Raw genomic sequence first — 10,298 nt, 5'->3', positions numbered from 1 at the left:
AAGGTCGAAACATTGCAGGATACATAGACCATTTTTTCTGGAACATAGGTCAGAATGGTATCCAACAACTTATCATCTAAGCCTGTACGAGGAGGATCGACTATCAAGGCATCTGCTCGGTAACCATCTTGATACCAGCGTGGAATAATCTCTTCTGCTGTTCCCGCTTCGTAATGGGTATTGTCAAATCCCATTTTTTTAGCATTTCGCTTAGCATCTTCAATGGCTTCTGGAATAATATCCATTCCTCTGAGACTCTTGACCTTATTTGCGAAGGCAAATCCAATCGTACCAACACCACAATACGCATCAATCAGATGGTCTTCTTTACTGACATCCAGAGCCTTGACTGCTTCTCCATAGAGAATTTCTGTCTGCTCAGGATTAAGCTGATAAAAAGCTCGAGGGGAGAGTGAAAACTCATAGTCGAGTACTCCTTCCCGAATACTCTCTTGGCCCCAGATAATTTCCGTCTTTTCACCATAGATTTCACTTGTTTTTGCTGTATTTGTATTGACAGCAACCGTGACAACTTCTGGAAAATCATTAACTAGGTCTTTGACTAGTTGATTCAAATTAAGCTGGCGATTCGTGACAATAATAATCTGGACTTGCCCCGTTTTTCTCGCTCTGCGTACCATAATGGTGCGAACACCGAGCGTTTTTCTCTCATCTGTAATTGGAATTTGGTGGTAAGTAAGAAGTTCAGCTAGGCGATTCGCAATTGTCTGGGTTTCCTTATCTTGCACCAAGCAGTCCTTCAACTCTACGAGATAATGAGAGTTTTGCGCATACAAACCTGCTTTGACCTGATTTTTAAATTTCCGAGTCTGGAATTGAAGCTTAGCACGGTAGTACTTTGGTTCCTGCATTCCAATAGTTGGACGAATTTCATAGTTTTCATATCCTGCAGGGGCAAATTTTTTTAGAGCTTGGTAGAGCAGATTCGTTTTGAACTCTAGCTGCTTATCATAGTGGAGGTGCATGATTTGGCAACCACCACATTCATTATAAATCGTACAAGCTGGTACGACTCGAAATTTAGACTTCTTATTAACCTTTAGCAATTTGGCTTCGACAAAGTTACGTTTAATAGAAGTAATCTGACAATAGATGTCTTCTCCTTTGAGGGCGCCTGGCACAAAAACGAGGGTTTTCTGGTAGAAACCGATTCCCTCACCATTGATGCCCATCCGCTTGATTTTTAAAGGTATTTTTTGTTTGACTTTCAGATTCATATCCCTATCTTATCACATTTTGGGGTATAATAGAACTATGAAAATCACAAAACTTGAAAAGAAAAAGCGCCTCTACTTGATGGAGCTAGATCATCAGCAAACCTCTTATATCACGGAAGATACCATTGTCCGTTTTATGCTATCTCGAGATAGGGTCATTAGTAAAGAGGAACTTACCGAGATTCAGGACTTTGCTCAGTTTTCTTATGGTAAGAATCTCGCTCTCTACCATTTATCCTTCAAGGCCCGTACTGAAAAGGAAGTGCGAGAGTATCTGAAAAAGTATGATATTGATGAAAAAATAACTAGTCAAGTTATCGCTAACCTTAAAGAAGACAACTGGATTAATGATTGTCAGTATGCCTACTCTATTATCAATGCCAATCAACTTTCTGGAGATAAGGGACCTTATGTGCTAGCTCAAAAACTATCTCAAAAAGGGATTGCCAAATCAACTATTGAAGAGGTGTTAAAGGATTTTGATTTTTCAGAGGTTGCTCAACGTATTGCTGAGAAACTACTTAAAAAATACATCGGAAAGCTTCCTGCGCGCGCTTTGCAAGAAAAGATTATCCAAAACTTGACCAACAAAGGCTTCTCTTACTCTGATGCTAAAGTTGCCTTTGACGACTTGGATAGTCAAGCTGACCAAGAAACGACTCAAGAACTCATCTTCAAGGAACTTGATAAGCAATATGCTAAGTATGCTCGAAAGTATGAAGGATACGAACTTAAACAACGTTTAACCCAAGTTTTAGCTCGAAAAGGCTATGATTTTTCGGATATAGCCAGCGCTCTCAGAGAATATCTTTAATATTTTCGTGTAAAATTCAAAAAAATTAGACTAATTTATGATATAATAGTAGACGATAAACTTATAAATTGTAGAAAGTTGGTTAGTTATGAAACTTCCAAAAGAAGGCGACTTTATTACAATTCAAAGTTATAAGCATGATGGGAGTCTTCACCGTACTTGGCGGGACACCATGGTACTAAAAACAACAGAGAACGCTATTATCGGCGTCAACGACCACACACTTGTTACCGAAAGTGACGGTCGTCGTTGGGTGACTCGAGAACCGGCTATTGTTTACTTTCACAAAAAATATTGGTTTAATATCATTGCCATGATTCGTGATAATGGGATTTCCTACTATTGCAATATGGCCAGCCCCTACTATCTAGATGAGGAAGCCCTGAAATACATTGATTATGATTTGGATGTCAAGGTCTTCACTGATGGTGAAAAGCGTCTCTTGGACGTTGAAGAGTATGAGCGCCATAAACGCAAAATGAAGTATTCTGATGATTTAGACTATATTTTGAAAGAACATGTTAAAATCCTTGTTGATTGGATTAACAATGGACGCGGTCCTTTCTCAGAGGCTTATGTCAACATTTGGTACAAACGCTACATAGAACTAAAGAATCGGTAAAGTTGTCAAACCGGGGTGATAGCCCTGGTTTTTTTATTTGAAAAACCCAGCTTTTCAGCTGGGTTGATTTCTATATATCTAATTTAGTCACAGTAAACTTGATGTGGGAATAGTCTTTTTCAACATCCTTATCTAACAAGAAAGCCGTGGCATCCTTCTTAACTTGAACAAGATCAATATTCTGAGCTTGAGCTGCATAGACGCATCCACAATAACATTGACGATAGATATCATACTCCTCGCACATCTCCACTGAACGCTTGTAGCCTTGATTTTTCTTGAAATCACTTGGAAGATAGTGGGTGGTATAAATCTTTTGCACATCAATTCCGATGCTGTTGATGGTTTGAGAATTCTTATGGGGACTGATAGTCAAAGCTGAACCAAAGTAATCAAATCCCAAGTCCATAGCTACCTGTGCTGTTTTATCCAAACGGTAGTCAAAACAAACCTTGCAACGGTCACCACCTTCAGGTTCTTCTTCCAGTCCTCTGACTAACTTCCGGTATTCATTTGGTTCATAAGGCGCTTCTATATACTGGACCGTATTTCCTGTTCGCTCATTGAAATCACTGACAAATTTCTTGGTGACGTAAGCTCGCTTGTGGTATTCTGCCTTGGGATGGATATTGGAATTGGCAAAATAGATGGTCACATCAGCGTATTTGGTCAGGTACTCTAAGGTGTAGGTACTACAAGGAGCACAGCAAACATGCATGAGAATAGTCGGACGTTGCTCATTTTTTTCCCAAACCTGAACCATTTTCTGCATGACACGGTCATAATTAATCTTCTGATTGGGATTCATCTTGCTCAGAATTTCTTCTACATCGATCATGTTCTTCTCCTTTTTCTAGTCTTATTTTATCATATAAGTTAGGAGAGCTCAAATCTATTTAGAAGAGAAAACCTTAAAAGGAGGGATGTATGTTCCCTCCTTTTGTGTTTTTTATAAGTTGCTTTTACATCATCCCGCCCATCATGCTTGGATCCATGGCTGGAGCTGGGGCTGCTGGTTCTGGTTTATTAGCTACGACTGCTTCTGTTGTTAAAATCAAGCTAGCTACAGAGGCTGCATTTTGTAGGGCTGAACGGCTCACTTTAACTGGGTCGATGATTCCTTGATCAATCATGTTGACCCACTCGCCAGTTGCTGCGTTGAAGCCTGTACCAACTTCAGCATTCTTCAAGCGGTCAATAACAATAGACCCTTCGAATCCCGCATTGTGGGCGATTTGACGAACAGGTTCTTCCAAGGCACGGAGAACAATATTGCGTCCTGTGGCTTCGTCTCCTGTCAATTCCAAATCAGCTACGGCAGGGATAACATTTACAAGGGCTGTTCCACCACCTGCAACGATTCCTTCTTCAACAGCTGCACGAGTAGCGTTGAGGGCATCTTCAATGCGGAGTTTCATTTCTTTCAACTCAGTTTCAGTTGCAGCTCCGACCTTGATGACTGCAACACCACCTGACAATTTTGCCAAGCGTTCTTGGAGTTTTTCACGGTCGAATTCAGAAGTTGTGGTTTCGATTTGAGACTTGATAACTGCAACACGGTGAGAAATCGCTTCAGGATTTCCAGCACCTTCTACGATAACAGTGCTATCTTTGTCCACAGTCACTCTAGCAGCTTGACCAAGCGCCTCAATCGTCGCATCTTTCAACTCAAGACCAAGGTCTTCTGTGATAACTGTTCCGCCTGTCAAGATGGCAATGTCTTCAAGCATGGCTTTGCGACGGTCACCAAAACCAGGTGCCTTAACTGCTACTACGTTGAAGGTTCCACGAATCTTGTTCAAAACAAGGGTTGGAAGAGCTTCGCCGTCCACATCATCCGCAATAATCAAGAGCGGACGATTGCTTTGGAGAATACTTTCTAGAAGCGGCAAGATTTCTTGGATATTTGAAATTTTCTTGTCAGTAATCAAAATGTATGGATTTTCAAGGTCAGCCACCATTTTTTCGCTATCTGTCACCATATACTGTGATAGATAACCACGGTCAAACTGCATTCCTTCCACGACTTCAAGCTCTGTCTCCATACCACGTGACTCTTCAATGGTGATGACTCCATCTTTGCCAACTTTTTCCATAGCTTCAGAGATGTATTCGCCAACTTTATCAGAACGAGAAGATACGGCAGCAACCTGAGCGATGGCTTCTTTATTGGCAACAGGGATGGCATTGTTTTTCAAGGTTTCTACAGCTGCGGCAACCGCTGCTTCAATCCCCCGACGGATACCGATTGGGTTGGCACCTGCTGTGACGTTCTTGATTCCTTCACGGACGATAGCTTGAGTCAAAACAGTTGCAGTTGTCGTTCCGTCACCTGCGATATCGTTGGTCTTTGAAGCGACTTCTGATACCAATTTAGCACCCATATTTTCAAAATGGTCTTCTAGTTCAATTTCTTTGGCAATAGTAACACCGTCATTGGTAATCAAGGGTGAGCCAAATGATTTTTCCAACACAACATTACGACCTTTTGGTCCTAAGGTTACTTTAACTGTGTCTGCTAGGATATCAACACCACGAACCATAGCTGAACGAGCATCAGATGAAAATTTAATTTCTTTTGACATACTTACTTTCTCCTTCTATTCTTCAATGATTGCCAAGATGTTAGCTTCGCCAACGATGATGTACTTTTCATCGCCATCTTTTACATCAAGACCTGCATGTGCTTCAACTAAGACACGGTCTCCAGGCTTAACGCTTGGAGCTACCAAGTCACCGTTCAAGGTACGAACACCTTGTCCAGTAGCTACAACTTGGGCTGTTTTTGTTTTTTCTTGGGCTGAGCCTGCAAGGACAAAGCCTCCAACAGTTTGTTCTTTTTCTTCGACTTTCAAGACCACACGGTCTCCTAATGGTTTCAACATCTGTTTTCCTCCATGATGAGATACATATTATTAGCACTCTTTGTATATGAGTGCTAATTCATAATTCTATTGTATCACTTGGTCAGAAATAGTCAAGAAAAAAGTCTGACTTTCTCAAGATAAAAAGCCTGAGACCAACTCAGACTTTTTAATGTTTATACTCAATGAAAATCAAAGTGTAAACTAGGAAGCTAGACGCAGGTTGCTCAAAGCACTGCTTTGAGGTTGTAGATAGAACTGACGAAGGCAGCTAAAAATACAGTTTTTAGGTTGTAGATAGGACTGACGAAGTCAGTTACCTATACCTACGGCAAGGTGAAGCTGACGTGGTTTGAAGAGATTTTCGAAGAGTATTAAAATGGCAATTCCTCCTCTTCCAAAACCAAATCTGCCAAATCCTGTCCGGCATTATTTTCACGCATGGCTCGTTGGGCACGACTTTCCAAAAGTTGGAATCCTGTCACAAGAACTTCAGTCACATAGTTCATCTGGCCATTTTTCTCAAAGCGACGGGTACGAAGTTCTCCATCCACAGAGATAAGACTACCTTTAGTTGCGTAGCTTGCCAAGGTTTCAGCCAATTTTCCCCAAAGAACAAGATTGACAAAATCAGCTTCGCGTTCCCCATTCTGGTCTTTGTAACGACGGTTCACAGCGATCGTTGCGCGCGCTACTGATTTGTCATTGTTGGTTTTGTGCAATTCTGGTGTAGACGTTAAACGTCCAATCATGATAACTTTATTATACATATTTTCTTCCTCCTACTTATCTATTCGCAAGGAATCAAAAAAAGTTACAGAAATTTGTAACTTTTCGAAGAAATTTTTTATTTTTTATGCACCATGAAACCTGTCGCCTGTTGATTGGCCATAATGGTCATATCTGTAATCTGCACACGACGGGGTTGACTGGTCACATAGACAACAGTGTCTGCGATGTCTTGTGCCTGCAAGGCTTCGATTCCCTGATAAACCGTCGCAGCCCTCTCTTTGTCACCATGAAAACGTACGGTTGAGAAATCTGTTTCGACAATCCCCGGTTGAATGGTGGTCACCTTGATGTCCGTTGCGATCGTATCAATTCGAAGCCCATCTGAAAAAGTTTTTACTGCAGCCTTGGTGGCTGAATAAACCGCTGCACCAGCATAGGCGTAGATTCCTGCAGTTGACCCCATATTGATGATATGACCTTGATTTGCTGTAACCATGGAAGGCAAGAAAGAGCGAGTGACTGCCATCAAACCTTTGACATTGGTATCTAGCATGGTCAATATATCCAACTCTTCATAGTCTTGATAGGGAGCTAAGCCAAGAGCTAGTCCAGCGTTATTGACCAAGATATCAATCTGATCTATCGTTTCCAAAATATCGGAGCAGACAGTCTTGACCATGGTCATATCCGTTACATCCAGAGGAAAAGTCCAAACTGTTTGATTTGGAAACGTTTCTGCAAACTCTGACTTGAGGGCTTCTAGTCTGTCTGTCCGTCGCCCAGTTAGGACGACATTCTCACCCTGATCCAGATAAGCACGAGCAATCGCTTCACCGATTCCTGAAGTCGCTCCTGTAATCACTACATTTTTTGCCATCTTATTTCCTTATATACTAGCGAGACAGATACTGACAACTTCCTAGGCAGTCCAATGTTTTGCTGGGTCAAATGGAGTTCCAACAACTTGGTCTTCTGATAATTCAATAACCCCACGTTTTTGCGGAGCATTTGGCAGATGCAATTCACGAGGGCTGCACATCATGCCAAAACTCTTTTCGCCACGAAGTTCGCCTGGGAAAATGAGATTTCCTTTTGGCATCATAGCTCCAGGAAGAGCTACAATGGTTTTCAACCCAACACGCGCATTGGGAGCCCCTGCAACGATTTGCACTGTCTTGTCACTTGCGACTGCAACTTGGCAGATGTTGAGGTGGTCACTATCAGGATGGGCTACCATCTCGACAATCTCACCAACAACAAACTTAGCTTCCTTGTCATTGACAATTTCTTCTGTAAAGCCTTCCGTCTGCAATTCTTGGTTTAAACGAGCTACTTGCTCATCTGTCAAAAAGACTTGACCACGCTCTGCAATTTCAAACAAACTTGAAACTTCGAAAATATTCCAAGCTACCGTTTCACCATTTTCTTCGATGAAAACACGGGCTACCTTGCCTTTACGCTCCACGTCCAGTTTGGCAACTCCGCTGTTTTTCACGATGATCATAAGGACATCGCCGACATGCTCTTTATTATATGTAAAAATCATTGTTTCCTTTTTCTCCTATCTCAGTCCTGCTAAAAAGTCGTTAATTTGTTGCTTGCTTTTACGGTCACGATTGACAAATCGGCCGATTTCCTTGTCCTTTTCTAGAACAACAAGGCTAGGAATCCCGTAAACATCCCAGAGTTTGGCCAGATCCAGATACTGGTCCCGGTCCACTCGAATAAAGGTGAACTCTGGATTGGTCTCCTCAATCTCTGGCAAGGCAGGATAGATATAACGACAATCGCCACACCAGTCTGCCACAAAAAGGAAGACTTTCTTGCCATCTTTTTCTACTAAAGATGCCAATTCTTCTAAACTTGCAGGTTGTATCATAAGACTTCCTCCTCATAGACCAGATCTTCATTTTCATAGACAAAGGTGTAATGACGACCATCCTCGAAAATGACTCCTCCGACCAGTCGCTCTAGGCTACTTTCGTAGACTTGAACATAGAGAGTCGCAATCTCACCCATATCTGAGAAAAGTTCGCGCACGATAGCGGTCAACTCTTCCTGAGTCTTCATGAGCTTGTGATTATCTGCTGCTTTTTTAGCCCCCAAAGCAAGGGCACTTAGACCAGCCACAGTCAAGCCAGTCATCCATAATTTCTTAGCTTTCATACCATTCATTGTAACACAAAAAGGGCTTTAGGACAAATAGGGAAGCCGTATAGGAGCAAGGAAAATCTCTTCCCTCAGTGAGTCTAATTCTTATTGCCAAGCGCCTGAGTTAACAAGAATTTCCTGAATGGATTAAAAAAATCTCTGAGATTGCTCTCAGAGATTAGAAGATAACTAGTTACTGTTCTCAACTGCTGCAGTAACAAAGGCAGTGTAGAGTTCTTCTGGACGGTTTGGACGGCTTGAAAGTTCAGGGTGATACTGACACGCTACAAAGAATTTATTTTCAGGAATCTCAACGATTTCTACCAAACGATTGTCTGGAGAAACTCCTGAAAAGACAAAACCTGCTGCCTCAAACTGTTCACGAAAGGCGTTGTTAAACTCATAACGGTGACGGTGACGGCGTTGCACCACTTCTTGATTGTGATAAGCAGCCGCTGCCTTAGAACCTCGTTTCAACTTAGATGGATAAAGTCCCAAACGAAGGGTTCCACCCATATCCTCAACATCAACCTGGTCACGCATGATATCGATGATAGGGTATTTTGTATCTGGTGCAAGTTCTGCAGAATTGGCACCTTCAAGACCTAAAACGTGACGAGCAAACTCGATACAAGTCAACTGCATTCCCAAGCAAACACCCAACATGGGAACATCATTTTCACGCGCATAGCGGATGGCTTGGATTTTTCCTTCAGTACCACGCTGGCCAAAACCACCTGGTACGATGATTCCGTCCGCATCTGATAAGAGTTCTGCTACATTCTCTGCTGTCACATCATTTGCATTGACCCAATTAATCTTCACTTCTGCGTCGTTGGCATAGCCAGAGTGTTTCAAGGCTTCAACCACTGAGATGTAGGCATCTTGCAACTCAACATACTTACCGACGAGAGAAATTTTGACCTGTTTCTTGAGATTCATGACCTTATCCACCATAGCTGACCACTCTGTCATATCCGCTGCTGGTGCGTCTAATTTCAAATGATCACAGACAATTTGGTCCATACCTTGTGCCTGTAAGTTTAATGGAATTTGGTAAAGGTGTTCAACATCCAACGATTCGATAACAGCCTCTGGTGCCACGTCACAGAACTGGGCCAGTTTGTTTTTAATTCCTTGACCAGCTGGTTTTTCTGTACGAATGACCAACATATTTGGCTGGATTCCCAAACCACGCAATTCTTTTACTGAATGCTGAGTCGGCTTGGTCTTCATCTCACCAGCAGCCTTGAGGTATGGAAGCAGGGTTGTATGGATATACATGACATTATCTGCACCCACATCTGCTTTCATCTGACGAAGTGCCTCTAGAAATGGCAAGGATTCAATATCCCCAACGGTTCCACCAACCTCTGTGATAATGACATCAGAGTCTGTCGTTAGAGCGGCACGCTTGATTTTTTCTTTCAAAGCATCTGTGATATGAGGAATGACTTGAACAGTTGCGCCAAGGTACTCGCCACGGCGCTCTTTACGAAGAACTTCACTGTAAATTTTACCAGTTGTCACGTTGGAATATTTGTTAAGATTGATATCGATGAAACGTTCATAGTGGCCCAAGTCCAAATCGGTCTCAGCCCCATCATCTGTCACAAAGACTTCCCCGTGCTGGTAAGGGCTCATGGTTCCCGGATCGATATTGATATAAGGGTCAAACTTCTGAATAGTCACTTTTAGACCACGATTTTTCAAAAGTCGCCCCAGACTTGCTGCGACAATTCCTTTCCCAATAGACGATACCACACCACCAGTTACAAAAATATATTTCGTAGACATAGATTCCTCTTTCTAAAATACTCAAGGTCTTGTTAACTACGAGGGGACATAGAAAACAAGACCCTTATGAATAACGACTT

General features: G+C 42.1%; 12 protein-coding genes. 2 read left to right on the top strand and 10 right to left on the bottom strand.

What is annotated here, in order from left to right:
• The coding region (gene rlmD / locus B7725_RS03865; RefSeq protein ID WP_084874655.1) for a 23S rRNA (uracil(1939)-C(5))-methyltransferase RlmD at positions 1-1,238 on the bottom strand (1,238 nt) is incomplete at its 3' end.
• Positions 1,239-1,275: 37 nt separating this feature from the next.
• Here rlmD and recX point away from each other — a divergent pair.
• Complete coding sequence (gene recX / locus B7725_RS03860) at positions 1,276-2,052, top strand: recombination regulator RecX (RefSeq protein ID WP_084874653.1); 777 nt, start codon at positions 1,276-1,278, stop codon at positions 2,050-2,052.
• Between the two features lie 88 nt (positions 2,053-2,140).
• Complete coding sequence (gene ntdP / locus B7725_RS03855) at positions 2,141-2,674, top strand: nucleoside tri-diphosphate phosphatase (RefSeq protein ID WP_000775318.1); 534 nt, start codon at positions 2,141-2,143, stop codon at positions 2,672-2,674.
• Between the two features lie 70 nt (positions 2,675-2,744).
• Here ntdP and B7725_RS03850 read toward each other — a convergent pair whose 3' ends face one another.
• The 9 genes from B7725_RS03850 to B7725_RS03810 form a co-directional block, all read right to left on the bottom strand.
• Positions 2,745-3,512 carry an epoxyqueuosine reductase QueH gene (locus tag B7725_RS03850; protein WP_084874652.1) on the bottom strand — a complete coding sequence of 256 codons (768 nt, stop codon included), beginning with the start codon at positions 3,510-3,512 and terminating at the stop codon, positions 2,745-2,747.
• A 124-nt stretch (positions 3,513-3,636) separates the two neighbouring features.
• Positions 3,637-5,259 carry a chaperonin GroEL gene (gene groL, locus B7725_RS03845; RefSeq protein ID WP_084874650.1) on the bottom strand — a complete coding sequence of 541 codons (1,623 nt, stop codon included), beginning with the start codon at positions 5,257-5,259 and terminating at the stop codon, positions 3,637-3,639.
• A 15-nt stretch (positions 5,260-5,274) separates the two neighbouring features.
• Positions 5,275-5,559, bottom strand: a complete 285-nt coding sequence (groES, locus tag B7725_RS03840) for a co-chaperone GroES (RefSeq protein ID WP_049489733.1) — start codon at positions 5,557-5,559, stop codon at positions 5,275-5,277.
• Positions 5,560-5,912: 353 nt separating this feature from the next.
• Positions 5,913-6,308, bottom strand: coding sequence for a single-stranded DNA-binding protein (locus B7725_RS03835; RefSeq protein ID WP_000282461.1), 396 nt, complete (start codon positions 6,306-6,308; stop codon positions 5,913-5,915).
• A gap of 77 nt (positions 6,309-6,385) precedes the next feature.
• On the bottom strand, positions 6,386-7,147 hold the full coding sequence (locus B7725_RS03830; RefSeq protein ID WP_084874648.1) for an SDR family NAD(P)-dependent oxidoreductase: 762 nt from the start codon (positions 7,145-7,147) through the stop codon (positions 6,386-6,388).
• A 42-nt stretch (positions 7,148-7,189) separates the two neighbouring features.
• Entirely contained in the window at positions 7,190-7,816 is a 627-nt protein-coding gene (gene ytpR, locus B7725_RS03825) for a YtpR family tRNA-binding protein (protein WP_084874646.1), read from the bottom strand.
• Between the two features lie 15 nt (positions 7,817-7,831).
• A complete protein-coding gene (locus tag B7725_RS03820; RefSeq protein ID WP_084874645.1) occupies positions 7,832-8,149 on the bottom strand; it encodes a thioredoxin family protein in 318 nt (105 codons plus the stop codon).
• Positions 8,146-8,445 (bottom strand): DUF4651 domain-containing protein, encoded by a 300-nt coding sequence (locus tag B7725_RS03815; protein ID WP_002875970.1) that lies wholly within the window; start codon positions 8,443-8,445, stop codon positions 8,146-8,148. Before B7725_RS03815 ends, B7725_RS03820 begins: the two co-directional genes overlap by 4 nt.
• A gap of 165 nt (positions 8,446-8,610) precedes the next feature.
• Complete coding sequence (locus B7725_RS03810) at positions 8,611-10,218, bottom strand: CTP synthase (RefSeq protein ID WP_084874643.1); 1,608 nt, start codon at positions 10,216-10,218, stop codon at positions 8,611-8,613.
• Positions 10,219-10,298: the final 80 nt, after the last annotated feature.

The sequence above is a fragment of the Streptococcus oralis subsp. tigurinus genome (assembly GCF_002096275.1).
Taxonomy (GTDB): Bacteria; Bacillota; Bacilli; order Lactobacillales; family Streptococcaceae; genus Streptococcus; species Streptococcus oralis_CN.
The sequence above is the reverse complement of the archived record's forward strand: the minus strand, read 5'-3'. Positions and strand labels throughout refer to the sequence as shown.

What these genes read in the sequence shown, in the direction of transcription:
- recX (WP_084874653.1), top strand. Translation starts at nt 1,276, where the DNA reads ATGAAAATCACAAAACTTGAAAAGAAAAAGCGCCTCTACTTGATGGAG.
- ntdP (WP_000775318.1), top strand. Translation starts at nt 2,141, where the DNA reads ATGAAACTTCCAAAAGAAGGCGACTTTATTACAATTCAAAGTTATAAG.
- B7725_RS03850 (WP_084874652.1), bottom strand. Translation starts at nt 3,512, where the DNA reads ATGATCGATGTAGAAGAAATTCTGAGCAAGATGAATCCCAATCAGAAG.
- groL (WP_084874650.1), bottom strand. Translation starts at nt 5,259, where the DNA reads ATGTCAAAAGAAATTAAATTTTCATCTGATGCTCGTTCAGCTATGGTT.
- groES (WP_049489733.1), bottom strand. Translation starts at nt 5,559, where the DNA reads ATGTTGAAACCATTAGGAGACCGTGTGGTCTTGAAAGTCGAAGAAAAA.
- B7725_RS03835 (WP_000282461.1), bottom strand. Translation starts at nt 6,308, where the DNA reads ATGTATAATAAAGTTATCATGATTGGACGTTTAACGTCTACACCAGAA.
- B7725_RS03830 (WP_084874648.1), bottom strand. Translation starts at nt 7,147, where the DNA reads ATGGCAAAAAATGTAGTGATTACAGGAGCGACTTCAGGAATCGGTGAA.
- ytpR (WP_084874646.1), bottom strand. Translation starts at nt 7,816, where the DNA reads ATGATTTTTACATATAATAAAGAGCATGTCGGCGATGTCCTTATGATC.
- B7725_RS03820 (WP_084874645.1), bottom strand. Translation starts at nt 8,149, where the DNA reads ATGATACAACCTGCAAGTTTAGAAGAATTGGCATCTTTAGTAGAAAAA.
- B7725_RS03815 (WP_002875970.1), bottom strand. Translation starts at nt 8,445, where the DNA reads ATGAATGGTATGAAAGCTAAGAAATTATGGATGACTGGCTTGACTGTG.
- B7725_RS03810 (WP_084874643.1), bottom strand. Translation starts at nt 10,218, where the DNA reads ATGTCTACGAAATATATTTTTGTAACTGGTGGTGTGGTATCGTCTATT.